Source organism: Rhizobium fabae (assembly GCF_003985135.1).
In the GTDB taxonomy this organism is placed as follows: domain Bacteria; phylum Pseudomonadota; class Alphaproteobacteria; order Rhizobiales; family Rhizobiaceae; genus Rhizobium; species Rhizobium pisi.
Genome location: NZ_ML133649.1, coordinates 26,576 through 52,620 on the forward strand (window position 1 = coordinate 26,576; position 26,045 = coordinate 52,620).

A 26,045-nucleotide genomic window follows, 5' to 3' on the forward strand; every position below is an offset into this window, starting at 1 on the left:
ATCTCTGTTCTACGTCTGAAGGCGGGATGTCCGGGCGACCATGATGCCGGCGAGTACGACGGCGCCACCCAATGCCTGCATCATGCCGATCGCTTCGTTAAGCAGCGCCCAGGCCAGGATCGCGGCGACGACCGGCTGCAGCAGCAGCGTCAGCGAGGAAAAGGCCGGCGCCAGATAGGCAAGCGCATAGGTGATCGCCACCTGCCCGCCGGCATGGCTGATAAAGGCGAGGCCAAAGACCATTGACCAGCCATAGACGGTCACCGGCAGCATGTGGCCCTCAAAGAAGAAGGCGACCGGAAAGATGCAGACGGCCGCGGACGCCGTGCTCCACAGCATGATTCGCATCGTATCGAAGCGGCTGCGCAGCCTGCCGAGCGCAAGGATGTAGCAGGCATAAAAGAAGGCGGCGATCATCGCCAGGCCATCGCCGCGGAGGTCGCCGTCGGCCAAAGCGGCCGGCCCGCCCTTCAGGATGACGACGCCGACGAGCGCCAGGGCAAGCCCAAGCATGAAGACACGGCTGATCTGCGCCTTGAAAAAGAGGAAGGCGATCACGGTGACGAAAACAGGCGCAAGATTGGCAAGCAGCGTCGCATTGGCGACCGAGGTCATGGTGATCGAAAGGTGCCAGGCGGCAAGGTCGAGCGACAGCATGACGCCCGGAAGGATCAGCATGCTGTAGTCGAAAAGGCTTTGCGGCTTTTGCCCCGCATCCTTCTTCAGCATCGAGACGATGAAGATCGGGATCAATGCCAGCGCCACGCGCCAGAAGGCAGTGGCCATCGGGCCGACCTCGGAGAGCCTGACGAAAATCGGCGAACCGCCGATCGCCGCCCCGCCGAGAAGAAGCACCGCAAGCGGGAAACGATTGGAAGGCGAAGCTTCGGAAACGGTGGAGGCAGCCTGCGACATGATCCTGATATTTTCTGCTCGGCTGAAAACCCGGGCGGTGGGATGCCGGCCGCCGGGTGATTATCAGAAGTCGGTCGCCCCCGACAGCCGGAGAACGACATTCGGATGGAAAATCAGGCCGGATGCGTAATTGTCGCGGCGGCATGCAGCTTTCCGGCGATTTCGGTCGCGACGAAGAAGGCATGCTCGGTCACCTGCGGCAGCCCCATCAGTTCACCGAAAGTGCCGCGCGCCAGCGGACCGGAGATCAGCAGTGAAGGGTCTGCCGTTCCGGATGAACCGATCGCCTCCGAACGCTCGGTGCAGGCAAGGCCGAGGCCGGTCGGATCGAGCATCAGGTGGCCGTTTGCCGCAAGGGCTGCGAGCCAGGGCTGGGTTTCGAGAATGCCGCCATGCGCCGGGCCGGTGGTGACGACGACAGCGTCATAGCGTTCCTCCAGCGGTTCGCGTTGATGACGCGGCTGCAGAGTGCAAAGGATGCGCTCGCCGTCGATGCGCGCATCGGCGACCGAGCCCGCAAGGATATTGAGGCGGCCCGTAGCAATCGCCTCGTCGAGAACGGCCTCGACCTGCGGCGCGATCCGGAAGCGGTGCACGTCCCAGTAGGGTCTGAGATGGCGCACGAGACGACGTCGTTCGGCAACCGGCAGCGCCTGCCAGAGATCATGTCCCTGTGCCCGCACCTGGTCGATCACGCCGTGCCAGCTGATCCCTTGCGCTTTCGCCGCCTCTATGGCGGTGCGGACCCTTGCCAGTAGAAAACCGGCGGAATGCGCCGCATCTAAACCGAAATCGCCGAATAGCGGCTGCGGCACCGGCGCATGCCCACGCGAACGCAAGCCCCGGCGCGAAATGGCGGTCATAGGCCCGACATGCCCGCGTTGCGCCAGCGAGGCGATGACATCGGCAGCCGTCAGGCCGTTGCCGATGACCAATACCCGGTCATGCGGACGGATGACGTTGAGTGCGCTCGGTTTCGTGGTATCGGCAACGAACCGCGGATGGGCTGCAAGGCTTGCTGCAAGCCGGCCGGGCGCTGCCGGCGGCGGATGGCTGGTGGCGATCGCAACGATATCGGCTTCGGTCACGCCGCCTTTATCATCCAGGATCGACCAGCGGCCGGCATGGCGCTCGACACCGGTTACCGTGGCGCGGCAATGACGCACGGTGCCATCTTCCAGCAGCGGTTTCAGCAGGGAGGCAACATAATCGCCGAAAAGCCGGCGCCGGGGGAAGAGCATGCCGTCGGACCGATTTGCCTCAGGATCGTCGGCGACGGCGTCGCGCGCCTCGATCCAGGCCTGGAATTCGCCCACATCGTCCGGCTGCAGGCTCATCTTGGCGGCAGGAACGTTGATGCGATGGGCTGGATCTGCCGTGTCATATGCAAGGCCGCGGCCGAGTTCGGCGCGAGGTTCGAAGACCATGATGACAGGGTGCTCGCGGCAATTCGCACTGGCAAGATGATAGGCAACGCCCGCGCCGGAAACGCCGCCGCCGATGATGGCGACGACGGGCCGCTTGGAATTCGAGATAGACTTGGATTGCATCATGGCCGGATCATTGCTTTCGATGCTCCGAGCATAGAAGCCGGGCATTGCCCGCGCAATCCTCCGTCCCCAATTGTCTATAATTATTATGGATATCTCAACGCTATCCCGATATTGTCGTCGAGAAATCGGGATTGCCGCGGATGGTGTTGCTGACGGTGCAGATCTCGTCTTCGGCGGCGTGGACGATTTTCCGGCGGGTTTCCTCGTCGATATCGCCCTTGATCGAGAAGGCGATATTGAACTTCCCAACACGCGAAAGCCCCTCCGTCGCCTTCTCGCCGGTGACGTCGGCGGTGATCTCGCTGATCCTGTCGAGAATGCCCATCTGGCTGGCGGCAATGCGGGCGCTGAGCACGAGGCAGGCCGAGAGCGAGGCATAGAGCAGATCGAGCGGGCTGAAACCCGGATGCGACGGTGCGGTGACGATGTCGAGTTCGCCCTTCGTGGTGGAGGTGACGTGCGGAAAGCCGGTGCGGCCGAGAACGGCGGTGGCACCGGTCGGACGGGGGCGAGCCTTGAGATCGGCCATGATGAAATCCTCTGACGAATATCCCTGCAGATGGTGATTTCCGTCCGTTGCCGCAACAGACGCGAGCGCCCATCGGATTCGGAACCTTTCCATCCGTCATCAGTTGATTACACCTGAACGAAATCAGTGACAAAGGTGTATTGTGATGCCTGATGTCCGCAGCATGGATCGCCAGCGCCGGCGGATGGATGCTCGCGATCGGGTGATCGTCGTGCTCTATGCGCAGCTGAAGGCTGAGCGGGAGACTCGCGAGACACTGGAATGGGCAATCCGCAACGGCGCCATCTCGCAGGAGGTGCTGGAGGCGATCGCGGCCGATCCTGTTCCTGTCGTCACCAGCGAGGATATCGCCTCCCTGGAAAAGATCATCGCGCTCGATGCCAGACGCAAACCAAATCGGAACTGAAAGAGGAGATCCGAAATGGCCGATATCACGTATCAGGTCGTGCCCCATGACAATGGCTGGGCCTATAAACTTGGCAACACGCTTTCGGAAACCTATCCGACCGCGGATGAAGCGATCGTCCACGCCAAGGACGCTGCCTCGCGCCAGAAGATTGGTGACGGCGATGCGTTGCTTGCCTATCCCGCGCCCGACGGCGGCTGGGCATTCCAGGAGCTTGAAACCGACAAGAGCAACAGTCGGCTCTGATTTGCGACGGAGGATGGGATGGCCGCTCGGGCAAGCTGGAAAGGTCATCTGAGGGTGGGCGACCTTGCCTGCGCCGTCGGGCTCTATACCGCCGTCTCCTCGTCCGACCGCCTCTCCTTCAACATTATCAACCGCAGAACCGGCCATCGGGTGGAGCGGCAATTCGTCGACAGCGAAACCGGCAAACCGGTCGAGCGGGACGACCAGGTCAAGGGCTACCAGCTGGAGAATGGCGAGTACATCGTCATCGAGGGCGACGAGATCGCCGAAATCATGCCGGAAAGCGACAAGCTGCTGAATATCAAGGCTTTCATCGCCTACGACGACATCGACAAGCTCTATTTCGATCGGCCTTACTATCTCGCGCCCGTCGACGCGCATGACGAGGAGGCGCTGTCGCTGATCGCCAGGGGCATGCGCGACGGCAAGGTCGCAGCACTTGCCGAAGCCGTGCTTTTTCGACGTAACCGGACGCTGCTGATCCGCCCCCATGACGACTGCATCGTCGCGACGATGCTGAATTTCGACTACGAGGTGCGCTCGGCCGATACGGTGTTCAAGGATATTCCCGACATCAAGTTTGACAAGGAGATGCTCGAACTCGCAGGCCATATCATCGGGACCAAGCACGGCAGCTTCGAACCCAGCGAATACAAAGATCGCTACGAGGCCGCCCTGGTCGAGCTGGTGAAGGCAAAGATCGAAGGCCGCGCACTGCCGAAGAAGAAACCGCTCCAGGAACGCAAGGTCGTCGACCTGATGGAGGCGCTGCGCCAGAGCGCGAAGATGGGCGGCAAGCCGCCTGCGAAGAAGACGCCGGCGCGCAGCGACAGCCGCGGGATGAAGGCAAGCTGAAATGGCCCTCGAAACCTATCAGGCGAAGCGCAATTTCAAGCTGACCCCCGAGCCGCGCGGACGAAAAGGCACCAGCAGCGGCAACAGCTTTGTCATCCAGAAGCATGATGCGACCCGGCTGCACTACGATTTCCGGCTGGAGATGGACGGCGTGCTGAAGAGCTGGGCGGTGACGAAAGGTCCGAGCCTCAACCCGGAGGACAAGCGGCTCGCCGTGCACGTCGAGGATCACCCGCTTTCCTACGGGGATTTCGAGGGCATCATTCCCAAGGGACAGTATGGCGGCGGCACTGTCATCGTCTGGGATCGCGGCACCTGGACGCCGCATGGCGATGCCCGCAAGGCCTATAAAAAAGGCCATATGGAATTCGAACTCGACGGCGAGAAGCTGAAAGGCCGCTGGCATCTGGTGCGCATGCACGGCCGGCCCGGCGAAAAACGAGAGAACTGGCTGCTGATCAAGGGAGATGACGCCGAGGCCCGTCATCATGGCGACATCCTCAAGGAGCGGCCGGAATCGGCCAAGACCGGCAGACAGCTCAAAGAGGTGGCAAAACACCCCAATGCGACCTGGAATTCCAACTCGAAGGACGGCAAGGCGGCTTCCGCTGACAAGCCGGCGCGAAAAACGAAAATCCAAGCCCCCCGGGAACGTGACTGGCCAAAAGGTGCGCGCAAGGCCGCGATGCCCGATTTCATCGAGCCGGCCCTTGCCAAGCTGAAGCCAAAGCCGCCGGCCGGCGATCACTGGATCCATGAGATCAAGTTCGACGGCTATCGCCTGCAGGTCAGGGTGGAGGACGGCGCAATCACGATGCTGACCCGCAGCGGGCTCGACTGGACGGTGAAATTCGGCAAGGAGGTGCTTGATGCCTTTGCAGCCCTACCGGTCCGATCGGCGGTGATCGACGGCGAAATCGTCGTCGAGCGCGATACCGGCGCCTCGGACTTCTCGGCGCTGCAGCACGATCTGAGCGAGGGCCGCGACGATCGTTTCGTCTTTTACGCCTTCGATCTGCTTTACCTCGACGGGCACAGTCTCTTGAACGTGACGCTCATCGATCGCAAGCATCTGCTCGAGACGCTGCTGCCCCGCGATAACGATAAGCTGCGCTATAGCGTGCATTTCAACGAAAGCGGTGGATTGGTGCTCGACCATGCCTGCCGCCTCAGCCTCGAAGGCGTGATTTCCAAGCAGCGCGACAGCCAATACACCTCCGGGCGAAATGGCGATTGGATCAAATCGAAATGCTCGCATCGGCAGGAATTCGTCATCGGCGGCTATGTTCCGTCGACATCGATGAAGAATGCGATCGGCTCGCTGGCGATGGGTTATTACGAAAAGGGCAAGCTCAGGCATGTCGGCCGCGTCGGCACCGGCTACACGGCGGCAACGGCCCAGATGCTCTACGAGAGACTGATGCAGCTGACGCAGACCAAGACATCGTTCGACGACAAGCTGACATCAGAGGAGCGGCGCGGGCTGATCTACGTGAAACCGCAATTGGTCGCCGAGGTGGAATTCAGCGCCTGGTCGGCCGACGGCAATCTGCGCCATGCCGCCTTTCGCGGCCTGCGCGAGGACAAGCCCGCGAAGGAGGTGACGCGCGAGACGGAAAGGACGACGGCGCGCAGCCTGCCAACATCGGCGGTGGCGCTCACCCATCCAGACCGTATCTACTGGCCTGATGAGGGAGTGACCAAAGAGGGGCTGGCGAACTATTACGCCGAGGTGTGGCACTTCATGGCGCCTTATGTCGTCAACCGGCCTCTAGCACTGCTGCGCCTGCCCGACGGCATCAACGGACGTCAGCGATTCTTCCAGAAACACGCCTGGAAGGGCATGAACTCGCATATCGGGGAGATCATCGACCCGAAGGACAAGCAGGGAGAGAAGCTGCTGCGCATTACCGATTACGACGGCGTCGTGGCGCTGGTGCAATCGGCCGTGCTGGAAATCCATCCTTGGGGGGCGACGACCGACAACTGGGAAAAGCCCGATATGATCACCATGGATCTCGACCCCGGCGAGGACGTGGAATGGGAGAATGTGATCGCCGCCGCTTACGAATTGAAGGAGCGGCTGGAAGCTGAAGGCCTCGCCGCCTTCGTCAAGACGACGGGCGGCAAAGGGTTGCATGTGGTGACGCCGCTGACCCCGAAGGCCAGCTGGGTAGGGGTGAAGGCCTTTGCTAAATGGCTTGCCGACAGCATGTCGGCCGATGGTCCCGACCGCTATCTTGCGACGGCGACGAAGGCCAAACGAGGGGGCAGAATTTTTATTGATTATCTTCGCAATGGCCGCGGCAATACGGCGGTCGCACCCTATTCGACACGGGCAAGGCCGGGAGCCGCGGTCTCGATGCCGCTGGAATGGAGCGAGCTCAGTGCCGATATCGGACCGGCACATTTCACAGTGGACAATACGCCGACACGGCTCACTGCCTTGCCGAGAGATCCCTGGAACGAGTTCTTCGCGGCGGCGAAGCCGTTGGAAAAGAAGAAGGGGAAAGGCTAGGGACCTTAACGCGGCTTCCCCCCACCTTCCCCAGCGAGGCTCTTTTTCAACGCATCCATGATATTGATGACATTGCCGGTCGATTTCACCGGCGCCTGTTTTTGAGCGGGTGCGGTCTTCTTCAAGCTCCTCTGCCTGCTGCGGATCATCGACTTCAGGCGTTTCTGGATCGGGTCCTGCACCATTTCAGGGCTCCAATCCTTCGTTTCCTCCTTCACCAGTTGTTTCATCAGCGTCAGCAGCTGGCTGTCGACCTCCGCCTTGCTGTCGAGTTCGGCCACCGGTTCGCGCACCTCGTCGCCAAACCGCAGTGTCCAGAGGATGATGCCTTTACCCAGTGGCTCCAGCAGCACGGCGCGCTCCCGACGATAGAGAACCAGGCGGGCAATGCCGACCACGTCGTTCGCCTTCATGGCCTCACGGATGACGCAGAAGGCTTCCACTCCGACCTTGTCCTCAGGCGCCAGAAAGTGCGGCTTGTCGTACCAGATCCAGTCGATGGAACCGCACGGCACGAAACTGTCGATGTCGATGGTGCGGGTGCTTTCGAGCCCGACCTCCTCGATTTCCTCGTCTTCGAGAAGAACATAGTCGTCCTCGCCGCGCGGATAACCCTTCACCTGGTCTCGTTCGGCGACCGGTTTATGGGTGACGCTGTCGACATAGCGGCTTTCGACGCGGTTCTTTGTCTGGCGATTGAGGACGTGGAAACGGACCTTGTTGCTTTCGGTCGTCGCCGGTGTCAGCGACACGGCCGCGGTGACGAGCGAAAGCTTGAGATAACCTTTCCAAAATGTCTGACGTGCCATATGCGCCTGCCGCCGGGTCGTTTTCCAGACATGGTCCGAGATATGGCAATCAACGGAAGGGGCCGCCTTTGGTTCCAGGTCCCGATACTTTTCCGGGGAAGCCCCCGGACGGACGCCGCCGTGACCCCGGAGCAATTCAAGGTTCTGCGAAGGTTTCACCTAGCGCCGCGCGATCGACAGTTCGCAGCCGCCACCTTCTTGACAAAATTGCATACCAAATGGTTCTGTAATTCTTCAGCGATGATGCAGAGCTCGTGGATATGGAGCGCTCAATGAAAAAAGAAGACGTGAGGCGGGCAACGCGCATCGCTTTTGGGCTCGTAATCGTTTTTGGCCTTATGGTCTCCTATGCGAAATTCGCAGGCTTTTTCCTGCCTCAAAGCTCACAAAATGAGTATGGCCCGCCGGGATGGTTTTCGAGCTTCGATCCCGGCCCGCCGCCACGGCTTCCGGGCGTCCAAGACGGGTGACGGGTCGCGGGCCACATTACTTAAATCGAGAGATAGCGCTTCTGCCAGGGCAGCATTTTCTCCTGCCAGGCGCGTGGCATGAACTGGTCATAGGCGGTCTCGGCGATCGCGATCATCCAATTCTGCTCCTTACGCGCCAGCAGGACGCATGACAATTCCATTCCGGGCTCGACCGCAATGGAGGGCCGATTGGCGCCGGGGATGTCGATCCCCTTGTTACGCCACTGGATGCGGATCTCGTCGGGTTCAGATGTCCATTCCCCGGAGGCCACGGATGCTTTTCCGTCGGGTTTGAAGCGAAGCGGCGGCGGGGTGACACTCAGGAAACTGCCGTCGTTGACGTAGTTGTCCTCGACCTCTCCTGCAGTTGCCTCGCCCTTTGCCCTCAGGACGATGTCCTGCTTGCACCTCAGGAATATGTTGCGCCGAAAACTCCCCGACCATGGCCGATTGGCGAAGAACGCAATGTCGCATTCCTTGATCACATTGTCGTGGATGTCGACGTCTTTGCGAAAAGCCAGTCCTTGGTCCGAGAAACCGCTGAGGCTGACGCCACGATTGCTGTTTTCGATCCAGTTGTCGTAGACATGATGCCCGGCGTGATCGACCTTGTCGCCAATGCCGTAGCCGAAAGAATAGTCATTCATCCTGCCGTCGCGCATGATGTTGCTGCGCACCACGGCATCGTCGCCGACCGACGAGAAAGAGAAATTCTTCCCACCGATGTAGTTGTATTCAACGAGGTATTTTTGAGTTTTGTCGCAGACCAGGGCGCCCTTGTTCGATGTGCTGTCCGGCGACTGAAGGAAGAGATTGCCCCGGATGACGACATCGGAACTGATATTGTTGTCCTTGTTTTGATAGGCGAACTGGCAGCAGTCGGCGCCTTCTCCCGGTGCCGCCCCGACGCGGTTATTCTCCAGCAGCACGTTCGACGTCTTCGTCAAGTAGATGCCGTCGCCCACCACATTCTCGGTCTCGCAGCGCCTCACGACAAGGTTCTTGCCATTGTGAAATTTGAAGCCACGAGGAGAATTCTTGACAACGACATCCTCTACCACCGCGTCGGAGAACACCTGATAGGCAACGCCAATATCCGCGGCGCCGTCGACGACTTCTCCGCGTGTGGAAACGCCGTGAGCTTTCTTTCGCACGATTGCGGGCATCGGATCTCCATTCGAACGGTGGCAGCGCAAGAATTAATGAAGGACGTGTGGCAGGAATTTGACGATCTGAGCTTAGCCGAGCGCGCAGAGGTCGTCCCCCCGATCTTCATCCCATCCGTCAAGACCAAGGTCTTCAAGGCCCGCGGTCGAGACTTGGGAACCTCGTTATGTCAGAAGTTTTTCAGTGTTATGTGAAAAATGGGACGCATTCGCGGCCGGCATCACATTGACGCGCTGAGAGCGTGTGCCGTTACAGCGGAGCTGAAGGAAGCTCGCAAGCGCGTATCCCTCGGGCTTTCCCCAAAAGCGCTGCGGTAGATCGCAGAGAACCTGCCAGCATGGAAGAAGCCCCACGTGGTGCAGATGTCGCGAAGCGTTTGCTGGTTAAAGGGATCACGCAACTGGTCGTGAACGGCTTTCAGCCTGATCGTGCGTAGGTAAGCGCCCGGTGACGTTCCCCTGAAGGTCTTGAAGCCCGTTTGTAGCGCGCGGAGCGAAATTCCGACTTCATCCGCCACCATCGACATGGTGAAAGGCTCAGCAATGTTAGCGTGCATATAGTCGATGGCGCGCCGGACATGCCAAGGAGCGACCGCCGACACCTTCGTTTTTTGAAAATGGCAGGAAAGGCGATGCTGGGCAAATCGGATCACGAGATCAGCAAGCGTTTCGCTCATCGTCGATACGGCAAGCGGCGAGGACAGAAGCGGACCGCAATTGCGCATGCCCTGCACGATCGTCTGCGCCAGGTTGCCGATAAGCCGGCCGGACGGTGTTGCGAGATCCACGACGGGCTCGAGGTCAAGCGACTCCAGGGTCGGCGTTTCCAGCAGCGAAAAAAGCGTTCGCCTCACCACTTTCCAATCCAGGCAAAGCGCGTCCGAACAGTGGGGGTCACCCTGGACCAGTCGATCGCCAACCTCATGATTGTTGACCATGAGAATTCGTCCCGCGACACCTTCGACCGTTCTTTTGCCAACGGTCACTTGAACGGATCCCCTCTGCGGAATGTAGAACGCAAGGTGTTGCGGGGTCTCGTCGAGCGTTTGAACTTTCCAGGAGCTCTGAAAAACCGAATGAACCGCGGTCAGCGTCCCACTCGTTCTCAAATCTGCTGCCCAGGCAAAGGCCCGATCATCGCCCTGCGGCTTTGCACCAAAGGGGCCATAGCCTGCCGTAAAGGCTTGCACCATCGACTCGAAGTTGTCGCCTTCGTGCGTCGGTGCGAAGCCATAGTCACGCTCGCGAGTGCGCGCCGAACTCTGAGATCTCAACCATACCATGTTGCTCGGTTCTTTCTGCCTTCTACAACCCGCAGGTCTAACCGCCCTCTCCCATCCTGCACTCGGCCGGTCCCCTCGTCCCTGCGAAGCCCTCATCTCGGCTGGATTGGCCAGTCTCCATGAGATAAGCAGGACCTACAGGTCGGGGATCGATCCTTGATTTGACAGAAAGCAAAGCACTCCCTAAGCAGGTTTCACACCTGCAGTGTAAATCAAAACGATCGAGAAATGAAGTACGTTCCATTAGACCACGTTGCGACGCATTTCTTGCGGGAATTTCAACCTGCGCGAGTGGCTTCCCGCAATGAACGGGACCTTTTGCGGCTGATCTGGAAATCCCCGGGGATCGAACGCTCCGACCTGACCGAGCCGCTCGATCTCACCCAGCAATCGCTGCACAGGATCGTCCGGCAGCTTCACGATCGGGGAATGATTGTTTTTTCCACATCGGAAACCCGTCGCCCGGGACCGCCCAGCCCCGAACTCACACTTTGCAAGGATTGGTGTTTGACGCTCGGCATTTCCGTGAACGTCGGCTCGATCGGCCTCTGCCTCATGGGTTTCGGAGAGCCTTTGGAAAACATGGAAATTCCGCAGGAGGGATCCTCGCTCACCCTGGAGATGGAGCGGATTGATGTCGCCGTCGAAGAGCTTCTTGGCCGCCGCGGGGCCGAGCGGCGCGATGTGCTCGGGGTCGGCCTCGCAGTCAGTGGCCATCGCATGCTGGAAACGGCCTTCAACTGCCCTCTGCCGCTCGCCCATTGGTCATTGATCGATCTGGCGCCTCTGCTTGGGAAGCAACTGGGCCTACCGGTCTGGGCGGACAATGTGGCCAGAACCGCCGCTTTGGCCGAAGCCATTTTCGGTGTCGGCCGCGATGTCGCGGATTTCGCCTATATCGCCCATCTTCACGGATATGGCGGCGGCCTCGTCTGCGGAGGCATGCCGTTTCGCGGCAGTTTCGGCAATGCCGGTGAATACTCCGTTCTCTTCGGGCGCCAGGATTACGACGACCGCCCTGCCCTCAGCCTTCTGCTTCAACATCTTCGTGCCAAGGGGCGCGTGGACCTGACGCTGAAGGACTTGAAAAACGAAGCGCTGGCGGATTGGGACGGCGTTGCGGAGTGGGTCGATCGCGTGGCGCCGGCACACAATCGCGCCATCAATGCGATCTGCGCGGTCTTCGACCCGGCATTGATCGTGCTTGGCGGCGAGCTTCCGCATTCACTGGCAAGAATGCTCATCGAACGGACCGAGTTCAACAATCTGCCTCGACATGGCGTCCTGCGTGACGTCCCCGGCCTTACCGTGGCTCAGATCGTCGATGCCCCCGGTGCAATTGGCGCGGCTTTGATCCCGCTTTTCGAGACCGTTCTCTGAGGCCATCGGAAGATCACGAACTTCGATAGCAGACGCGCTGTCCGGGCTTGCGCGAATGACTGGCAAAGTAACGCTTGCCAAAACAATCGAGCGAAAAGACATAATTCAGTGAATTGAATGCTCGAAATATCGAAATCGTTGGAAGTACTTGTCCGATTTCCGCATCACACATCTTTAAACCTATAGGCGCAATCCTTACGTCGTTCGTCGTCATGTCTATCAAGGCAACTCCGATGTGAGACACACACGACCACGCCGTCCCTCGGTGGGGACCAGGGACGCGCGGTCATTTTCCCAGACAATGAGCAGCCCAGGCGTTCGCGACCGACTTCGTGCGTCGTACGCATAGGCGCGCAATCTCCCCGTCTTATCAACCAGCAACCGACCGGGCGGCCGTCGGGTGGACGAACCCGTGCGCCCATAGGAGAGAAAATATGGATACCGTACAATATCTGAGTCCGATGGAATGGCGGGCGATCGAATTCGCCGCCTTCATCATCGTATTGGCAATTCTGTTCTGGTGGAGCGGCGTCATCCGCTACATCCCGAACGACAGGCTCGGCATCCTCGAGAAGCTATGGAGCTTCCGTGGCTCCGTCGACAATGGCTTCATCGCGCTGAACGGCGAAGCAGGTTTCCAGCCGGAAGTCGTGCGCGGCGGCCTGCATTTCTTCATGCCGTTCCAATATTCGATGCATCGCGCCAACTTGGTGACCATTCCGCAGGGCCAGATCGGCTATGTCTTCGCCCGCGATGGCAACCCGCTGCCGCCCACTCAGACCTTAGCCTCAAATACCGAGGCTGGCGATTTCCAGGACGTGCGCGCCTTTTTGGAAAAGGGCGGCCAAAAGGGTCCGCAGCGCAAGATCCTGCGCGAAGGCACTTATGCCATCAATCTCGCGCAATTCATCGTGCTCACTGCGCAGTCGACCTATGCCGTGGCGCTCGGCGCCTCCGAACAGAAACTGTTTTCGGAAATGTCGCAGATGATCGCGGAGCGGGATGGTTTCGAGCCGGTCGTCATTCGTGACGCCGATGACATGATCGGCATCGTCACCGTCCATGATGGCCCGGCCCTGCCGGACGGCGAGATCATTGCGCCGACGGTCGCCAATGATCCCAGGGACCCGAACTTTCACAACAATTTCCAGGACCCCGAGAAATTCCTCAATGCCGGCGGCTATCGGGGCCGGCAGCTGCAGGTTCTCGCCGACGGCAGCTACTTCCTCAATCGCATTTTCGCGACCATCGAACTCGTGGAAAAGACGATCATCGACGTCGGCACCGTGGGTGTGGTCGTCTCCTATACCGGCCGCCGCAGCGCTGACATATCCGGCCAGTCCTACAGGCACGGCGAACTGGTCGAACGGGGTTCGCGCGGCGTTTGGTCGACACCGCTTCTGCCAGGCAAATACGCCTTCAACACCTATGCAGGCGGCATCGTTATCGTGCCGACGACCAACTTCGTGCTCAAGTGGACCAAGGAACAGTTCGGTGAACATCGCCTTGATGAGAACCTTTCGGAAGTGTCGTTGATCACCAGGGACGCATTCGAACCGGTTCTGCCGCTCTCGGTCGTCGTGCATATCGACTATATGAAGGCGCCGCTGGTGGTGCAGCGCTTCGGCGATATCAAGCGGCTCGTCGAGCAGACACTCGATCCGATGGTCTCGGCCTATTTCAAGAATATCGCCCAGACCAAGACCCTGATCGAACTGCTGCAGGAGCGCAGCGAAATCCAGCGCAAATCCGGCGACGAAATGCGCGAGAAGTTCGCCTCCTACAGTCTCGAACTGCAGGAGGTGCTGATCGGCACGCCGCGCGCCGCCAATGGCCAGAACAGCATCGAGCAGATCCTGATCCAGTTGCGCGAACGCCAGATCGCGGTCGAAAAGGTTGAGACCTACAAGCTGCAGGAAGCCGCGGCGGTCCAGGAGCGGACACTGCGCGAGAAGGAAGCGCTGGCCGAGCAACAGGCCAAGATCACAACGTCGGCGCTCGCCATCGAGATCAGCGAGAACGATGGTAAGGCACAGCTCGCCCGCACCCGCCAGCAGGCCGAGACCATTCAGGTCACCGCCAAGGCCGAAGCGGAAAAGGTCCGGCTCGCCGGCCTTGGTGAGGCCGACCGGATCAAGGCGATCGCACTTGCCGATGCAGAGCGTATCAAGGCGACCGGTCTTGCCGATGCCCAGAAGGTGCGCGCCATCGGTCTGGCGGAAGCCGAAGCCACCGAGAAGAAGGTGGCTGCCTTCGGCGGTCCGGACTACCAGCTCAATTCGCAGGTGCTGATGCGCTTTGCCGAAGCGATCGAGAACGGCAGGCTGCCGCTCGTGCCGCAGATCCAGGTCGGCGGTGGCGGCGGCGAGAAGGGCGGTGCAAACGGTCTGGTGGAAATGATGCTGTCGATGCTGGTCGCCGACCGGCTGGGACGGCAGGGTTCGCCGGCTGCGATACCGGCGCCGGTCGAGCAGAATTGATTGTGGATGGGCCGGCTCTGCCGGCCCATTTTGCATCTTGCCTATGCGCTACCGAGAGGAGCGCAGCAAGGCGGCAATCTCGGCGCGCGACGGCATGGCCGGGGCCGTACCCGGGCGTGTCACGGCGATTGCAGCGGTCGCGCAACCGAAACCGATGGCCTCGATCGGCGGCTGTCCTTCAGAAATCGCCGTCGCGAAACCGCCGAGGAAGGCGTCGCCGGCCCCGGTTGTGTCGACGACGCTACCCGCCGAAAACGCGGGTACGAATTCGCTCTGCCCGGCAGTGTGATAAAATGCGCCGCGTGCGCCGAGCGTGATGATCGCCGCTCGCGCTCCTCGATCCAGCAGCGTGCGGCCCGCCGCGCGGACCTGCTCATCGGTTTCGATCGCATGGCCCACCAATTCGGCCGCTTCCACCTCATTGGGTACGATGAAATCGCACAAGCCGTAGATGCTGTCCGGAATGGCGCGGGCAGGCGCAGGGTTGAAGATCGTCGTGGCCCCTGCCCTTTTCGCCATCGAAAGGCCGTGCATGGCCGCCTCGAGCGGTTGCTCGAGCTGGGTCATGAAAATGGCGGCGCTTTCGATCTCCGCCCGGTTCGCATCGACATCTTCGATGCCGATAAGGCCTGCAGCGCCGGGCGCGACGATGATGGCATTGTCGCCGCTCACTTCGTCGACGAAGATGAAGGCGGCGCCGGTGGAAACGCCGTCCATCGTCATCACATTGGCTTTGACGCCTGCCGCCGCATAGGCCGCAAGGGCCATCTCGCCGAACGGGTCATTGCCGACCCGAGAGATAAAGGTCACCTTGCCGCCGGCCTTGGCCGCGGCAATTGCCTGGTTGGAGCCCTTGCCTCCCGGCCCAAGCGTGAAGCCCGACCCCATCAGCGTCTCGGCAATATGGGGCAGGCGCTTTGCCTTGTAGGCGGTGTCGGCGGCAAAAATGCCCAGAATGACGATCCCGCTCCTCGCGCTCATCTCACAGCGTCCTCCGCCGGAATGACACCCTTGGTCAGAAGGAAGCATCCGTAGAACCGCAGCTCTCCCGTTGCGATGACGCAATAGGCCTTCTTGGCAATGTCATAAAACGCCATGCGTTCGACGGAATACATGGGCGACGGCTTGCCTTCGGCGCGGTCGACAATGGCCTGGACTTCTTGTTGGATCGGCGGAATTTCATCCGGCTTGCCAATCACTTCCATGCGACCCGCCGAAGGCTGGATTGGTGTATCCAGTGGGAAGACGGAAAGGATCGCATCGATCGCCTGCGGCGCGGAAATGTTTTCCATGGTCAGCAGCCTACCCAGGCGGGTCTGACGGGCTATCGAATCCGACGGAAAATTCGTGTCGGAAATGACGAGATAGTCACCGTGCCCCATGTTGCAAAGGGCTTGAAGAATGTCGCCGTTGAGTTCGGCTCTAATCCCCTTGAGCATTGATCTTCCATCCTTTTCTCGTGGCCGGAGCACCGGCCGTGCTTCAATTTTTATATCAGGCGCGATCCGCCTTGGGTTGCGGACACGGGCCGCTGGAACCGCGCACGATCAGCGACCCATCAACCATTTCGTCTCCCGTGCCCGGTGGTTCACTGAGGAGAAGGGCGACCGCGCGCCGTGCCAGCATGTCGGCCGGCTGGCGTATGGTCGTCAGCCGCGGCACGACGAGATTGGCGAGCGAAATGTCATCGAAACCTGTGACCGACAGCTTTCGCGGCACGTCGATCTTGAGGTCGCGGGCAGCGCGCAGCGCGCCGATCGCCTGCTGGTCACTGGCTGCCGCAATGGCCGTGGGCCGGTCCTGTGGCGGGCGTGAAAGCAGCTCGCGGGCAATTCTTTCACCGGACTCGTAGTCGAACCTGCCATAGGCAATTTCCAGTTCAACGGGTTCGCCGATCTCAGCGAACCGATCGATGCGGCCGACGAAACCTTCCTTGCGCATGCGCCCCGCCTCGGTGTCGGGCGGTCCTGCGATATAGGCGATGCGGCGGTGCCCGAGCGCATGGAGATGGTCCGCAATCAGCGCGGCCGCCTGTGCATGGTTGGTCGACACTAGGGGAAAGGTGCCGAAGCGCCGGTCCAGCGAGATGATCGGGACCGCTGCCTCCAGATGGAGGCCCGAGCCGTCGCTCGAAGCCACCACGATGATGCCGCGCACCGACCGGTCGAGGAAGGCTGAAACGTGGCTCTGTTCCGCCGCCCGGTCGTCATGCGAACTTGCCAGCATGAGGCTATGCCCGCATTCGAGCGCCGCGTGCTCGACGCTTGCCGCAAGCTGCGCGAAGAATGGATTGGTGATGTCGGGAACGACGAGGCCGATGACATCGGTTCTGCTGGTGCGCAGTGCTCTCGCGGTCACATTGGGCCGGTAACCGAGCGCCGATATGGCGTCGTTGACCTTTTCACGCAGTGCGGTCTTGACCGCGGCTTCGCCCGACAGCACACGCGAAACGGTGCCCACAGAGACGCCCGCATACTGGGCGACATCCTTGACTGTAGGCATCTTTGACATTTTCGATATCCCGCAGCTACTTCACCGCGCCCGCGGTCATTCCGGCGATGATGTGTTTTTCCAGCACGACGCCGACGACCACTAGCGGAAGGATACCGGCGGTGGAAAGGGCAGCCATCGACCACCAATTGATGCCTTGGCTGCCTGTCTGGCTGGCAATCATCACCGGCAATGTGTTGGTGTTGGTGGACGTCAGCAGTGCCGCGAAGAAATATTCGTTCCAGCACAGGATCAGCGCCAGGAGGAACGCGGCAACCATGCCCGGCAGAACGAGCGGCACGATGATGCGGGCAAACGCGCCCCAGATCGACAGACCGTCGACGAGCGCAGCCTCCTCGAGCTCTACCGGTATGGTGGCGAACTGGTCGCGCATGATCCAGACGACAATCGGCAGGACCATCAGCGTATAGACCGCGATCATCCCCACATAAGTGTCCAGCAGCGCCAGCTCCTTGTAGAGAACCAAGAACGGCAGGGCGAGGACGACGGGCGGCATAATGAGCTGCGACAGGAAGAAAAAGGAAATGTCGGCGTTCCGCATATGGCCGAACTTATAGGAAAAGCGGCTGAGGCCATAGGCCGCGAGCGATCCGAGTAGGACCGCAAGGGCGGATGCCGTGACGGAAATGATGACGCTGTTCCAGAGCCTGCGCATGAACTCGTCACGCACCGTCGATATCTGAGAAATCGTATCCGGAGAGAGCCCCAGCGAACGCCATCCGAGCCAGTTGGGCGCAAAGTTGAACCAGGGGACCAGGTTGCCGCGCATGACATCCGCGGCGGTTTTGAACGAGGTCGAAACCGTCCAGAACAGCGGGAAGATGCAGACGAATGCCCAGATGACGAGCAGGCTGTAGACGGCGAAGCGCATGGCCCACCAGCGAATGCGCTGGCCGCGCGCGTATTTATCGAAATCGATCCGAACCATCAGAGCCTTCCTGTCATCCGCTTCACGATACGGTCGGAAATTTTCATCAGCACCGTCATACCAAGGACGATGATGACCAGATAGACAAGCGCGAGCAGGGTCCCATATCCGACATTCGAACGGTCGCGGTATTCGCGATAAATGAAACTAGTGACGGAATCGGTTGCCCCGCCGGGGCCGCCCGATGTCACCGTGATGATGATGTCGGCAAGCTTGAGCTTGAAGATGATGCGGATCATCACCGCCGTTACCGACACCGGTAGCATGAGCGGGAAGATCACCTGCCAAAAGCGTTGCCACTTGGTGGCGCCGTCGACTTCGGCCGCCTCCAGCACCTCCTTGGACAAGGCCTGCAATCCGGCAAGCAGCATGATCATCATGAAGGGAATGAAGGTCCAGGCATCCATGATCATGATCGAGAGCCGCGCCGTCAGCGGATCGCCGAAGAAGGAGGGATTTTCCCAGCCGAGCCAGCGGGCGAAGCGGGCGACCGGGCCGAAACGGGTCTCCATCATCGACTTGCCGACCATCCAGCTCACCGCCACCGGCGACAGCATCAAGGGCACCAGGAAGGTGACGCGCCAGAACTTGCGGGCAAGGATTTCCTGATTGAGCAGCAAGGCCAGACCGAAGGCGATCGCATATTCGACCACGATCGCCAGGCAATACAGGATCATATTGAGCAGGGCGTTGGCATAGAACGGGTCCGCGATCATCCGGCGAACATTGTCGAGGCCGTTGAACCGCCGTCCGGTCGAGGAGGCGAGGTTCCAATCGGAAAAGCCGATCCAGAGCGCGAAGAGCAGCGGAAATACCACCATCGACACGACGAAAAGCGCAGCCGGCAGAACAAAAAGCGCCTTCTTGCCCGTCTCGCCATAAATGACGACGCGGGTGACGCAAAGAACTACGGCCCAGAGAAAATAGGCATAAAGAACCGGACGCCAGTTCGCGAAGCCCCAATCGATCCAGGCCAGTTCATGGGCGCCCTGCAATACAAACGATGTTATGAACCATATGGCGCTCAACCACAGAGCTAAGCGGCCCCAAAAACGACGGCTCGCGGAAATGGAGCCGGCTTCGACGGTGTGGAGCAGGTCGCCTTCGACTGTCGACATGATATTCCTCGCCCGGACAGAATGGACGCTGGCGGAATCGCTTCCGACCCGCCAGCGCGTTTAATCAAGTGATCAGAGCCCGAGGCTCGCCCGATAGAGTTTCAGCTGGCTATCGCGGCCAATCTGGTCGGTGATCTTTTCCCAGGCGGCCGCAATTGCATCTGCGGTTTCCTGTGCCGATTTGTACTGTCCGGCAAAACCCTTCGCCAGCTCATCCTCCGCAACGGAATAATATTGGAAGATACCGGGTATGCGCGGTTCGATGGCAGCGTTCGGATGGTTGTAGCTGTCGGCGTTCGAACCGAGATAGTCCTCGATATAGGCGCGGTCGTAACCTGCCTTTTCCCATTCGTCGTAGTTGAAGTTGGACTGGCGGTAGGGCTGGAAGCCGGAGGGATAGGCCGACGTCCAAAGAGACAGATCCTTGCCGCCGAGATGGGCGGCAGCAGACCAGGCCGCCTTGCGCTTCTTCTCGTCGCCGGAGACCTGCTTGGTGACATAGATGCCCCAGCCGAGATAGGCCATGTTGGGGGCTTCGTTATACTTGTCTTCCCATTGACCGGTCTTGCGGTTGTAGACGCGATTGGAACCGCGGTTGATGCCGAAGCCGACCACATCGCCCACGACCGAGGTATCAGAGGTGCGCGCGCTGGAGCCGACATCGCCCCACCACATCAGCATTGCACCGGTGCCCGCCAGGAATTGGGAAAAGGCCGTGGTGCCAGGGTCGGCATTGATCTGGTCGGCCGGATAGGCCTTGGCTGCGATAAGATCCAGGACGTCCTGGATCGCCTGGACCCAGGCGGGGTTGTTGACCAGCGGCTTCATGTTGTCAGGATCGAACAGCCAGGCCGGATCACCGGGATATTTGGCATAGGCCGTCGCGCGGTTTTCGATGAAATAGAAACCGAACCCGCCCCAGCCCTTGAGCGGGTCGAGATAGCCGTAGGCCGGCTGGCCGGTCAGCGGATCGGTCTTGCCGATCAAGGCCTTGGAAGCTTCGTTGACTTCCTGCCAGGTCTTCGGCGGCTCGGCCATGCCGCTGATTGAACCTGCGCCGAAGTAATCCTTGCGATAGGCGAAGGTGTGGCAGTCGCCATCGATCGTCACGCGATAGGTCTTGCCGCCCCAGGTGCCGACCGGCGGCTTCAGGTAGCTCACCAGATCGTCGGCCTCGATCTGCTTTGCCACCCAATCAGGCATCTCGTCCAGCAGTCCGCGCCCGGCGGTGTCGCCTTCGAAAGGAGCGCCCATTTCCAGAATGTCGAAATCAACCGTGCCGGTCGCGATCGACTGCTGAAGGCGGGCATTGTAGTCGGCCTGGGCAAGGTCGATCCAGTTGATCTTGGCGCCCGTATAGGCTTCCCACGGCTTCAGGAAACCGCGGAACAGGAAGTTATGCAGATTCTGGTTGTTGAGCCCCATGAAGGTCAGCTCGACACCAGCCAATTCGCCCTGCTTGACATTGGCCTTGGTCGGACCGAGGCAGAGCTCGCCCACCTTCTGCCAGTCTGCGTCCGTGGGCGAGCCCTTCCCTACCCCGGGAATTTTCAGGATCTGGGCGCGCAGATCATCGGCGGCAAATGCCATGCCGGGAATTCCGCCCATTGCGCCGGACAGGCCGAGCAGAGCCGCAGCGCTCGCCGTTCCGCGCAAGACATCACGGCGGCTTGCCTGACGGCGCATCAGTGCATCGTATATTTCGACTTTCATGGATTCCTCCTCCACGTTTGTTGCGCTGTGCCCAACCGGTCCTGCCGGGCTTACTCCAGTCCGATTTTAAAACTGGCCTGGTGCAAAACTATCTGGTAAACACGGAAATGAAACGTTTCATATCCTGCTTGAAACCGCTCCTCCCGGTCTCGTTTTCGAACATCAGGCGGCCAGCGGAAAAAGTCAACAAGAAATGAAACGTTTCATGGAGGAGGTTTGCCGGGTGCTTTCGAGCAGGCGCAAAGGGCGGTTTGCCCGACCGTAGGCTCGAAAATAGACGGCAAGACATGATGACCCCGAGACGGCTCGGGCGCTTTAAAGCAAGTGGGAGGCACATGGCTGAAGTCAATATTTCAGAGGCACGGAAGGCCTATGGCACCTTAAGTGTCCTGCATGGCGTAGATATCGAGATTCGCGACGGTGAATTCGTGGTGCTTGTCGGCCCATCCGGTTGCGGCAAGTCGACCCTCTTGCGCATGGTCGCGGGGCTCGAAAGCATTACCGGCGGCACCATTTCGATCGGCGGAAAGGTCGTTAACAATCTGCCGCCGAAGGACCGCGACATCGCGATGGTCTTCCAGAGCTATGCGCTCTATCCGCACAAGACCGTCGCCGAAAACATGGTCTTTGCACTGCGCCTCCAGAAGCAGCCGGCCGACGTCATCAAACAGCGCCTGCAGGCGGCGGCCGAGACACTCGACCTCGTGCCCTATCTGGACCGCTATCCGCGCCAGCTTTCCGGTGGTCAGCGCCAGCGCGTCGCGATGGGTCGAGCCATCGTCAGATCGCCGCAAGTGTTCCTGTTCGACGAACCCCTGTCAAACCTCGATGCCAAGCTCCGCGTGCAGATGCGCAAGGAGATCAAGGAGCTGCACCAGCGGCTGAGGACCACGACTATCTATGTCACCCACGACCAGGTCGAAGCCATGACCATGGCTGACAAGATCGTGGTGATGCAGGGCGGCAAGATCGAACAAGTTGGCACGCCTCTGGAACTCTACGACCGCCCTAGCAACACGTTCGTGGCAACGTTCATCGGTTCGCCGTCGATGAATTTGCTGAAAGGCCGCTACAAGGCCGAAGGCGCGATCTTCGTCACGGAGACCGGCGACGAGATTGCGCTCGGTTTCACGCCAGAGGTCTCGGACGGGCAGCCCGTGCTCCTGGGCGTTCGGCCTGAACACCTGTCTCTCGCCGAAAGCGGGCTCAAGGCGACCGTCAACGTCACCGAACCAACCGGCCATGAGACGATGGTGTTCCTGCGCTACGGGCCTGGCGAGCTTGTCGCGGTGTTTTCCGAACGGCACGATTTTGCGCCGGGACAGGTCGTGACGATCGCCGCTCGGCCGGGGAAGCTTCATCTTTTTGATGCGGTATCGGGCAAGACCTTGCGACCGGATTAAGCCCTGCCTCTCGCCGATTGAAAGGTTTTGCGCCCAAAGCTTCGGCGGGCTTTCGACGGCGTTAAGCTCGACGACATCGGAAACATAGAACTCCGTTTCCGATCTCGGCATCGAGAACACCGAAATAGCAGGCAGTGGCGATCTCTCTCGCCACTCCTGTATTCCGGTTTCGGCGCCGAACGGGGGCCCCGCTTTAGCTCCAAGCGTGCAGCGGCGGCTTCTCTCCATTGAGGAAGTATTTGCCGAGGATCGAGTATTTCCACCGCACCGGATCGTGCAGCGTATGCGTCCGGGCATTGCGCCAATGTCGGTCGAGATTGTGCTCGGCAAGCGTCGAGCGCGTGCCCGCCAGTTCGAACAGCTTGTTGGTCGCCTCGATAGCGATCTCGGTCGAGAGGATCTTGGCCTCGGCGGTGAACACCTGGGCTTCCGCCACGGTGTCGGCATTGGGACTGGCAACCGCCCGGTCGATCGCATGTCCGGCTTTGTCGAGCAGTGCCTGCGCCGCGTGCAGGCGAAGCTGGAGGGCGCCGACCGCCTGGATCGTGTAAGGATCATCCCAGGCGTGGTCGAGACCACTGTCCACCCAGGCGCGGGACTTCGTTCGAACGAAGTCGATCGTCTCCTTGATCGCTGCCGATGCAATGCCGGTATCGACGGCAACCTGGATGATCTGGAAGATGGCGCCGTCCGCCGTCGGCTTGTCGTAGCCCTTGTATCCTGGCACCAGCCAGGCCTTTTCGACTTTGACGTTGTCCAGGATGACAGTGCCCGAGAGCGTGGTTCGCTGGCCGAAGCTCGACCAGTCGTCGATGACGGTCAAGCCCGGCGCATCGCGATCGGCGATCGCGTACCAGGCGCGGCCCTCGTCATCGAGCGCCACGATCGGTACCTTGTGGGCAAGCAAGGCGCCGGACGAATAAAATTTCCGACCGGTCACCACGACGTGGTCGCCACGGTCGACAAACCTGGTTTCAAAATCGACCGCGCGTTTGGAACCGAATTCCGAAAAAGCATTGCCGAAGCGGGTGCCCTTGAGGATTTCGCCAAACAACAGTTCCTGTTGCACTTTGTCTGAAACCGTACGGATTGCCGCTACGACGCCGAGATGATTCTGCGAGATCTGTCCGATCGACGAATCCGCCTCGGAGATGATCTCGACCACCTTTGCAAGCGTGACGTAGGAGACCTCCGGTCCGCCGAATGCCTTGGGCACATTGATCGACCAGAGCCCGCTCTGCGAGAAGGCATTCAGCTCTTCCGCCGGCCAGATCCGCTCGCGATCACGATCCGCGGAACCTTTGACGAACTCCGCGGCGAGCCGGTGGGCGACAGCGATCGCTTCTGCGTCGTCCTTGATGATGTGCGCAGGCTTTTCCGGCCGCTTGACGCCGGGTACGGCAACCCTGTCTGTTTTGGCAATGACGTTCATTCTGGTCTCCCTTCTGGGTGATGGATGTGAGTGGGATCAGGCCGCCGGCCTGTCATGGGCGAAGGCCGCGCCTTCGCCGAGATAAAAAGCCTTGATGTCGTCACGGCTGCGCAATTCGGCGGCGGAACCCGATAGCACGGCGAGGCCGTTTTCGATGACGGTGGCGTGGTCGGCGTATTGAAGCGCCACCGTCGAATTCTGTTCGGCAACCAGGATGGAAAGCCCGTCCTCGCGGTTCAGCGCCTTGAGCGAGCGAAAGATATCCTTGATCACGAGGGGTGCCAGACCCATAGAGGGCTCGTCGAGAACAAGCAGCCGTGGCCGCGACATCAGCGCGCGGCCGATCGCCGTCATCTGCTGCTCGCCGCCCGAAGTCAGCCCTGACGCCGTACGACGCTTCTCCTTGAGTCTGGGGAAAATGACATAGATCCGCTCGAGGTCGGCAGCGATCTCGCGCCTGGATGACGAGCGCCCGAGGCCGCCGGAGACGAGATTTTCCTCGACCGACAGGCTCTTGAAGCAGTGCCGCCCTTCGAGCACCTGAACCAGGCCTGATCGAACCAGATTGGCAGGCTTCTCGCTCAGCACATCGCGGCCTTCGAAACGGATCGTGCCCGACGTCACCTGGCCTCGTTCGGCAGGCAGCAGGTTCGAGATGGCCTTCAGGGCCGTCGTCTTGCCCGCACCATTCGACCCGAGAAGGGCGAGGATTTCTCCGCGCCGCAACTGAAAGCTCACGCCATTCAGGGCCTTGATGGTCTTGCTGTAGACGGCATGCACGGACTTGATATCGAGAAGGATCGTTTCGTCGGACATGTCACTCGTTCCAAAATCAATCAGCAAGAGAGGCGCGGCGCAGGCAACCGGATCTGCCGCACCGGGTTATGGGATGAGGGATGGCGGCTTGCGCCATCCCTCAACTCGTCAGTTCGTGGTCGCAATGCCTTCAGCATCGGCCGCCGTGCGCAGCTTGATGCCCTTTTCCTTGGCGTAGGCTTCCGAGGATTTTTCGATGATCGGGCGCAGCAGCTTCCAGTCCGGCGCGATCCAGTCGGAGACGACGTTCCACTTCTTGCCGTCCCATTGCTGGAAGGTCACGTAACCATCGCCTTCGTGGTTGTCCCACGTGACGTTGATGGAGTGGAACAGGTCCTTGGCGCCGAGGGCTGCGACCTTGGCCTCGTCGAGCTTCAGGTGCTCGAAGCCCCAGCGCACTTCGTCGCCGGTTAGCGTACGCTTACCGAACTTTTCCTGTGCGGTGCGGATCGCCTCGACATTCAGGATGCCATTGACGATGCCGAGGTTGTGGTAGACCGAGCCGATGCGCTTCTTGTCTTCCAGATTGCCCTTGCCGTGATCGTAGAGCGTCTTCACAACTTCCTGCAGGACAGGATACTGCTCGCCCGAAGCCTGGGTGGTAATCGCGGTATAGCCGATCGCCGCCTCGCCTGCGGGGATGACGTCCTCTTCCGAATTCGACCAGACATTGCCGACGATCTTGGAGGCGGGGAAGCCGACTTTGGCCGCCGTCTTCAGCGCCACCGGGTTCATCACGCCCCAGCCGCGCAGAACGACATAATCCGGCTTGGCGCGGCGGATCGTCAGCCACTGCGACTGCTGCTCGTTGCCGGGATGGGGGACTTCGATCTGCTGAACGGTGAAGCCATACTTCTCGGCCAGCAATTCATAGATCGGAATGGTCTCCTTGCCATAAGGCGAACCGTGATAGAGGACGACGATCTTCTTGCCCTTGAGCTTGTCGAGGCCACCTTCCTTAGAGGCAAGGTAGTTCACGATGCCCGAGGTTTCCGAATAGGGGTTGAGTAGCAGCGGGAAGACATAGGGGAAGACGCGCCCGTCGGTGGAGTCGGTGCGGCCATGGTTCACCGTGATCAGTGGCACCTTGTCGCCGGTGATGCGGTCGATCATGGCGTAGGCGATGCCGACCGAAAGCGGATTCCACGCCGCCGCATTTGGATGGCTCTTCTGGCGCTCGTAGCATTCGACGCCGCGCTCGACCTCATACTGGGTTTCGCATTCGTCCCAGGTGAGCTTGACGCCGTTCACGCCGCCGTCGCGAGTGTTAATCAGGTTCAGGTAGTCGATGAAACCACCGAAAAAACCGGTGCCGCCAGCGGCATAAGGTCCGACGCGATAGCTCTGCAGCGGGAAATATTGCTCATCGGCATGGGCAGGCATCAAGCCGGCTCCACCGATGATGGCAAGCGCTGCGACCGCCGCCTTGAATGTGGTTTTCAGACTTTTCATTGGACAAACTCCCTCTGTTGACCGGCTCTGCCGGCGTCCCAATGCATTTTGAAGATGATGAT

At 60.3% G+C, this 26,045-nt stretch carries 23 protein-coding genes; 8 read left to right on the plus strand and 15 right to left on the minus strand.

Features of this window, described 5'->3' with window-relative positions; all coding sequences use genetic code 11:
• Window positions 1-9 precede the first annotated feature (9 nt).
• From EFB14_RS11345 to EFB14_RS11355, 3 genes are all read right to left on the minus strand, one after another.
• The gene (locus tag EFB14_RS11345; RefSeq protein WP_126825350.1) at window positions 10-915 is read right to left on the minus strand and encodes a DMT family transporter; all 906 of its coding nucleotides are present in this window, start codon (window positions 913-915) and stop codon (window positions 10-12) included.
• A gap of 113 nt (window positions 916-1,028) precedes the next feature.
• Window positions 1,029-2,513, minus strand: a complete 1,485-nt coding sequence (locus EFB14_RS11350) for an FAD/NAD(P)-binding protein (RefSeq protein WP_126825353.1) — start codon at window positions 2,511-2,513, stop codon at window positions 1,029-1,031.
• Between the two features lie 55 nt (window positions 2,514-2,568).
• Window positions 2,569-2,997, minus strand: a complete 429-nt coding sequence (locus EFB14_RS11355; RefSeq protein WP_125842487.1) for an OsmC family protein — start codon at window positions 2,995-2,997, stop codon at window positions 2,569-2,571.
• 145 nt (window positions 2,998-3,142) lie between these two features.
• Between EFB14_RS11355 and EFB14_RS11360 the strand changes: the two genes are divergently transcribed.
• From EFB14_RS11360 to ligD, 4 genes are read left to right on the plus strand one after another with little or no spacing between them, the layout of a single operon-like run.
• Window positions 3,143-3,403 carry a hypothetical protein gene (locus tag EFB14_RS11360; protein ID WP_126825356.1) on the plus strand — a complete coding sequence of 87 codons (261 nt, stop codon included), beginning with the start codon at window positions 3,143-3,145 and terminating at the stop codon, window positions 3,401-3,403.
• Window positions 3,404-3,418: 15 nt separating this feature from the next.
• Window positions 3,419-3,649 carry a DUF2188 domain-containing protein gene (locus EFB14_RS11365; RefSeq protein ID WP_125842483.1) on the plus strand — a complete coding sequence of 77 codons (231 nt, stop codon included), beginning with the start codon at window positions 3,419-3,421 and terminating at the stop codon, window positions 3,647-3,649.
• Between the two features lie 18 nt (window positions 3,650-3,667).
• Entirely contained in the window at window positions 3,668-4,504 is an 837-nt protein-coding gene (ku, locus tag EFB14_RS11370; RefSeq protein WP_126825359.1) for a non-homologous end joining protein Ku, read from the plus strand.
• Between the two features lies 1 nt (window position 4,505).
• The gene (gene ligD, locus EFB14_RS11375; RefSeq protein ID WP_126825362.1) at window positions 4,506-7,022 is read left to right on the plus strand and encodes a DNA ligase D; all 2,517 of its coding nucleotides are present in this window, start codon (window positions 4,506-4,508) and stop codon (window positions 7,020-7,022) included.
• A 5-nt stretch (window positions 7,023-7,027) separates the two neighbouring features.
• Here ligD and ku (EFB14_RS11380) read toward each other — a convergent pair whose 3' ends face one another.
• Window positions 7,028-7,831 carry a non-homologous end joining protein Ku gene (gene ku / locus EFB14_RS11380; protein WP_126825365.1) on the minus strand — a complete coding sequence of 268 codons (804 nt, stop codon included), beginning with the start codon at window positions 7,829-7,831 and terminating at the stop codon, window positions 7,028-7,030.
• A gap of 272 nt (window positions 7,832-8,103) precedes the next feature.
• Here ku (EFB14_RS11380) and EFB14_RS11385 point away from each other — a divergent pair, with 272 nt between their 5' ends.
• Window positions 8,104-8,301: a hypothetical protein gene (locus EFB14_RS11385; RefSeq protein ID WP_125842475.1), complete on the plus strand. Its 198-nt coding sequence runs from the start codon at window positions 8,104-8,106 to the stop codon at window positions 8,299-8,301.
• 20 nt (window positions 8,302-8,321) lie between these two features.
• Here EFB14_RS11385 and EFB14_RS11390 read toward each other — a convergent pair whose 3' ends face one another.
• Window positions 8,322-9,467 carry a right-handed parallel beta-helix repeat-containing protein gene (locus tag EFB14_RS11390; RefSeq protein WP_126825368.1) on the minus strand — a complete coding sequence of 382 codons (1,146 nt, stop codon included), beginning with the start codon at window positions 9,465-9,467 and terminating at the stop codon, window positions 8,322-8,324.
• 221 nt (window positions 9,468-9,688) lie between these two features.
• Entirely contained in the window at window positions 9,689-10,750 is a 1,062-nt protein-coding gene (locus EFB14_RS11395) for an AraC family transcriptional regulator (protein WP_126825371.1), read from the minus strand.
• Window positions 10,751-10,978: 228 nt separating this feature from the next.
• Here EFB14_RS11395 and EFB14_RS11400 point away from each other — a divergent pair, with 228 nt between their 5' ends.
• Together EFB14_RS11400 and EFB14_RS11405 are read left to right on the plus strand one after the other, a co-directional pair.
• The gene (locus EFB14_RS11400) at window positions 10,979-12,130 is read left to right on the plus strand and encodes an ROK family transcriptional regulator (protein ID WP_126825374.1); all 1,152 of its coding nucleotides are present in this window, start codon (window positions 10,979-10,981) and stop codon (window positions 12,128-12,130) included.
• A gap of 434 nt (window positions 12,131-12,564) precedes the next feature.
• Window positions 12,565-14,610, plus strand: a complete 2,046-nt coding sequence (locus EFB14_RS11405; protein WP_125842468.1) for an SPFH domain-containing protein — start codon at window positions 12,565-12,567, stop codon at window positions 14,608-14,610.
• Window positions 14,611-14,658: 48 nt separating this feature from the next.
• On the opposite strand, the gene EFB14_RS11410 is transcribed toward EFB14_RS11405, so the two are convergent.
• The 6 genes from EFB14_RS11410 to EFB14_RS11435 form a co-directional block, all read right to left on the minus strand.
• Window positions 14,659-15,591: a ribokinase gene (locus EFB14_RS11410; RefSeq protein WP_126825377.1), complete on the minus strand. Its 933-nt coding sequence runs from the start codon at window positions 15,589-15,591 to the stop codon at window positions 14,659-14,661.
• On the minus strand, window positions 15,588-16,049 hold the full coding sequence (locus EFB14_RS11415; RefSeq protein WP_125842464.1) for an RbsD/FucU family protein: 462 nt from the start codon (window positions 16,047-16,049) through the stop codon (window positions 15,588-15,590). Before EFB14_RS11415 ends, EFB14_RS11410 begins: the two co-directional genes overlap by 4 nt.
• 55 nt (window positions 16,050-16,104) lie before the next feature.
• Window positions 16,105-17,121, minus strand: a complete 1,017-nt coding sequence (locus EFB14_RS11420; protein ID WP_126825380.1) for a LacI family DNA-binding transcriptional regulator — start codon at window positions 17,119-17,121, stop codon at window positions 16,105-16,107.
• Window positions 17,122-17,137: 16 nt separating this feature from the next.
• On the minus strand, window positions 17,138-18,049 hold the full coding sequence (locus EFB14_RS11425; RefSeq protein WP_125842460.1) for a carbohydrate ABC transporter permease: 912 nt from the start codon (window positions 18,047-18,049) through the stop codon (window positions 17,138-17,140).
• Window positions 18,049-19,167: a carbohydrate ABC transporter permease gene (locus EFB14_RS11430; RefSeq protein ID WP_126825384.1), complete on the minus strand. Its 1,119-nt coding sequence runs from the start codon at window positions 19,165-19,167 to the stop codon at window positions 18,049-18,051. Before EFB14_RS11430 ends, EFB14_RS11425 begins: the two co-directional genes overlap by 1 nt.
• Window positions 19,168-19,239: 72 nt before the next feature.
• On the minus strand, window positions 19,240-20,880 hold the full coding sequence (locus EFB14_RS11435) for an extracellular solute-binding protein (RefSeq protein ID WP_125842456.1): 1,641 nt from the start codon (window positions 20,878-20,880) through the stop codon (window positions 19,240-19,242).
• Window positions 20,881-21,215: 335 nt separating this feature from the next.
• On the opposite strand from EFB14_RS11435, the gene EFB14_RS11440 reads away from it, so the two are divergent.
• Complete coding sequence (locus tag EFB14_RS11440; RefSeq protein WP_126825387.1) at window positions 21,216-22,283, plus strand: ABC transporter ATP-binding protein; 1,068 nt, start codon at window positions 21,216-21,218, stop codon at window positions 22,281-22,283.
• Window positions 22,284-22,476: 193 nt separating this feature from the next.
• On the opposite strand, the gene EFB14_RS11445 is transcribed toward EFB14_RS11440, so the two are convergent.
• The 3 genes from EFB14_RS11445 to EFB14_RS11455 form a co-directional block, all read right to left on the minus strand.
• Complete coding sequence (locus EFB14_RS11445) at window positions 22,477-23,715, minus strand: SfnB family sulfur acquisition oxidoreductase (RefSeq protein ID WP_126825390.1); 1,239 nt, start codon at window positions 23,713-23,715, stop codon at window positions 22,477-22,479.
• A 36-nt stretch (window positions 23,716-23,751) separates the two neighbouring features.
• Entirely contained in the window at window positions 23,752-24,531 is a 780-nt protein-coding gene (locus EFB14_RS11450) for an ABC transporter ATP-binding protein (protein ID WP_126825393.1), read from the minus strand.
• 108 nt (window positions 24,532-24,639) lie between these two features.
• Window positions 24,640-25,983, minus strand: a complete 1,344-nt coding sequence (locus EFB14_RS11455) for an ABC transporter substrate-binding protein (RefSeq protein WP_125842447.1) — start codon at window positions 25,981-25,983, stop codon at window positions 24,640-24,642.
• Window positions 25,984-26,045: the final 62 nt, after the last annotated feature.

Bases quoted from the DNA above. Each gene is read 5' to 3' on its own strand.
- EFB14_RS11430 (WP_126825384.1), bottom strand. From the start codon at position 19,167: ATGTCGACAGTCGAAGGCGACCTGCTCCACACCGTCGAAGCCGGCTCC.
- EFB14_RS11385 (WP_125842475.1), top strand. From the start codon at position 8,104: ATGAAAAAAGAAGACGTGAGGCGGGCAACGCGCATCGCTTTTGGGCTC.
- EFB14_RS11415 (WP_125842464.1), bottom strand. From the start codon at position 16,049: ATGCTCAAGGGGATTAGAGCCGAACTCAACGGCGACATTCTTCAAGCC.
- EFB14_RS11395 (WP_126825371.1), bottom strand. From the start codon at position 10,750: ATGGTATGGTTGAGATCTCAGAGTTCGGCGCGCACTCGCGAGCGTGAC.
- EFB14_RS11455 (WP_125842447.1), bottom strand. From the start codon at position 25,983: ATGAAAAGTCTGAAAACCACATTCAAGGCGGCGGTCGCAGCGCTTGCC.
- EFB14_RS11345 (WP_126825350.1), bottom strand. From the start codon at position 915: ATGTCGCAGGCTGCCTCCACCGTTTCCGAAGCTTCGCCTTCCAATCGT.
- EFB14_RS11400 (WP_126825374.1), top strand. From the start codon at position 10,979: ATGAAGTACGTTCCATTAGACCACGTTGCGACGCATTTCTTGCGGGAA.
- ku (WP_126825359.1), top strand. From the start codon at position 3,668: ATGGCCGCTCGGGCAAGCTGGAAAGGTCATCTGAGGGTGGGCGACCTT.
- EFB14_RS11445 (WP_126825390.1), bottom strand. From the start codon at position 23,715: ATGAACGTCATTGCCAAAACAGACAGGGTTGCCGTACCCGGCGTCAAG.
- EFB14_RS11355 (WP_125842487.1), bottom strand. From the start codon at position 2,997: ATGGCCGATCTCAAGGCTCGCCCCCGTCCGACCGGTGCCACCGCCGTT.
- EFB14_RS11360 (WP_126825356.1), top strand. From the start codon at position 3,143: ATGCCTGATGTCCGCAGCATGGATCGCCAGCGCCGGCGGATGGATGCT.
- EFB14_RS11405 (WP_125842468.1), top strand. From the start codon at position 12,565: ATGGATACCGTACAATATCTGAGTCCGATGGAATGGCGGGCGATCGAA.
- EFB14_RS11365 (WP_125842483.1), top strand. From the start codon at position 3,419: ATGGCCGATATCACGTATCAGGTCGTGCCCCATGACAATGGCTGGGCC.
- EFB14_RS11420 (WP_126825380.1), bottom strand. From the start codon at position 17,121: ATGTCAAAGATGCCTACAGTCAAGGATGTCGCCCAGTATGCGGGCGTC.
- EFB14_RS11390 (WP_126825368.1), bottom strand. From the start codon at position 9,467: ATGCCCGCAATCGTGCGAAAGAAAGCTCACGGCGTTTCCACACGCGGA.
- ku (WP_126825365.1), bottom strand. From the start codon at position 7,831: ATGGCACGTCAGACATTTTGGAAAGGTTATCTCAAGCTTTCGCTCGTC.
- ligD (WP_126825362.1), top strand. From the start codon at position 4,506: ATGGCCCTCGAAACCTATCAGGCGAAGCGCAATTTCAAGCTGACCCCC.
- EFB14_RS11410 (WP_126825377.1), bottom strand. From the start codon at position 15,591: ATGAGCGCGAGGAGCGGGATCGTCATTCTGGGCATTTTTGCCGCCGAC.
- EFB14_RS11450 (WP_126825393.1), bottom strand. From the start codon at position 24,531: ATGTCCGACGAAACGATCCTTCTCGATATCAAGTCCGTGCATGCCGTC.
- EFB14_RS11350 (WP_126825353.1), bottom strand. From the start codon at position 2,513: ATGCCCGGCTTCTATGCTCGGAGCATCGAAAGCAATGATCCGGCCATG.
- EFB14_RS11425 (WP_125842460.1), bottom strand. From the start codon at position 18,049: ATGGTTCGGATCGATTTCGATAAATACGCGCGCGGCCAGCGCATTCGC.
- EFB14_RS11435 (WP_125842456.1), bottom strand. From the start codon at position 20,880: ATGAAAGTCGAAATATACGATGCACTGATGCGCCGTCAGGCAAGCCGC.
- EFB14_RS11440 (WP_126825387.1), top strand. From the start codon at position 21,216: ATGGCTGAAGTCAATATTTCAGAGGCACGGAAGGCCTATGGCACCTTA.